Origin of the sequence: Paraburkholderia sp. J76 (assembly GCF_905220295.1) — a bacterium.
Classification (GTDB): Bacteria; Pseudomonadota; Gammaproteobacteria; order Burkholderiales; family Burkholderiaceae; genus Paraburkholderia.
In genome coordinates, this window is record NZ_CAJMZJ010000055.1 from 1 (window position 1) to 516 (window position 516).

The window sequence follows — 516 nt, forward strand, 5'->3', positions numbered from 1 at the left end:
CAGTTTGAAACTCTTGTTGTTCAGTGCTTCGGTCGGTCCGTACAGACGCATGGCAGGTAACGGTCGTTTCCCTGCGGTCGGGATCCAGTTGGACTCCAGGCCCTCGGGAGCCTTGGGTCCGATATAGAGCGTCACGCCGCCGTCCGCGTTTTTCTTCATGCTGCCGAGGTCGTATGACGAGAGCGTCGTGCGGTTCGAATCGGTATAGATGAACGCATTCGTGGCGCGGTCGTACACGGTCAGTGCCCAGAACTGCTTGACGGGCATCTGCGCGGGAACATCGAGCTTGTACAACTTGCCGGCCTCGAGCAGATTGCCATTGTTGTCCGCCATGGCCATCAGATATTGCGTGGCGGGGTCGTCGCTCAGGACCCTCGGCATGTACGTGCACCAGAAGTATTCGGCCGCACGATTGACGAGGTCGATCCGGTCGTCGTACACGAACGTGAATGTCTTGTTGTCGTCGGCCTGAAGTAGCGAGGCATAGTGTCGATCCGGCCAGAACAGCTTCTCGCG

1 protein-coding gene is annotated in these 516 nt (G+C 58.5%); it reads right to left on the minus strand.

Features of this window, described 5'->3' with window-relative positions; all coding sequences use genetic code 11:
- Positions 1-516: DUF1214 domain-containing protein (locus U5768_RS31880; RefSeq protein WP_322034295.1), on the minus strand; the 516-nt coding region annotated here is incomplete at both ends.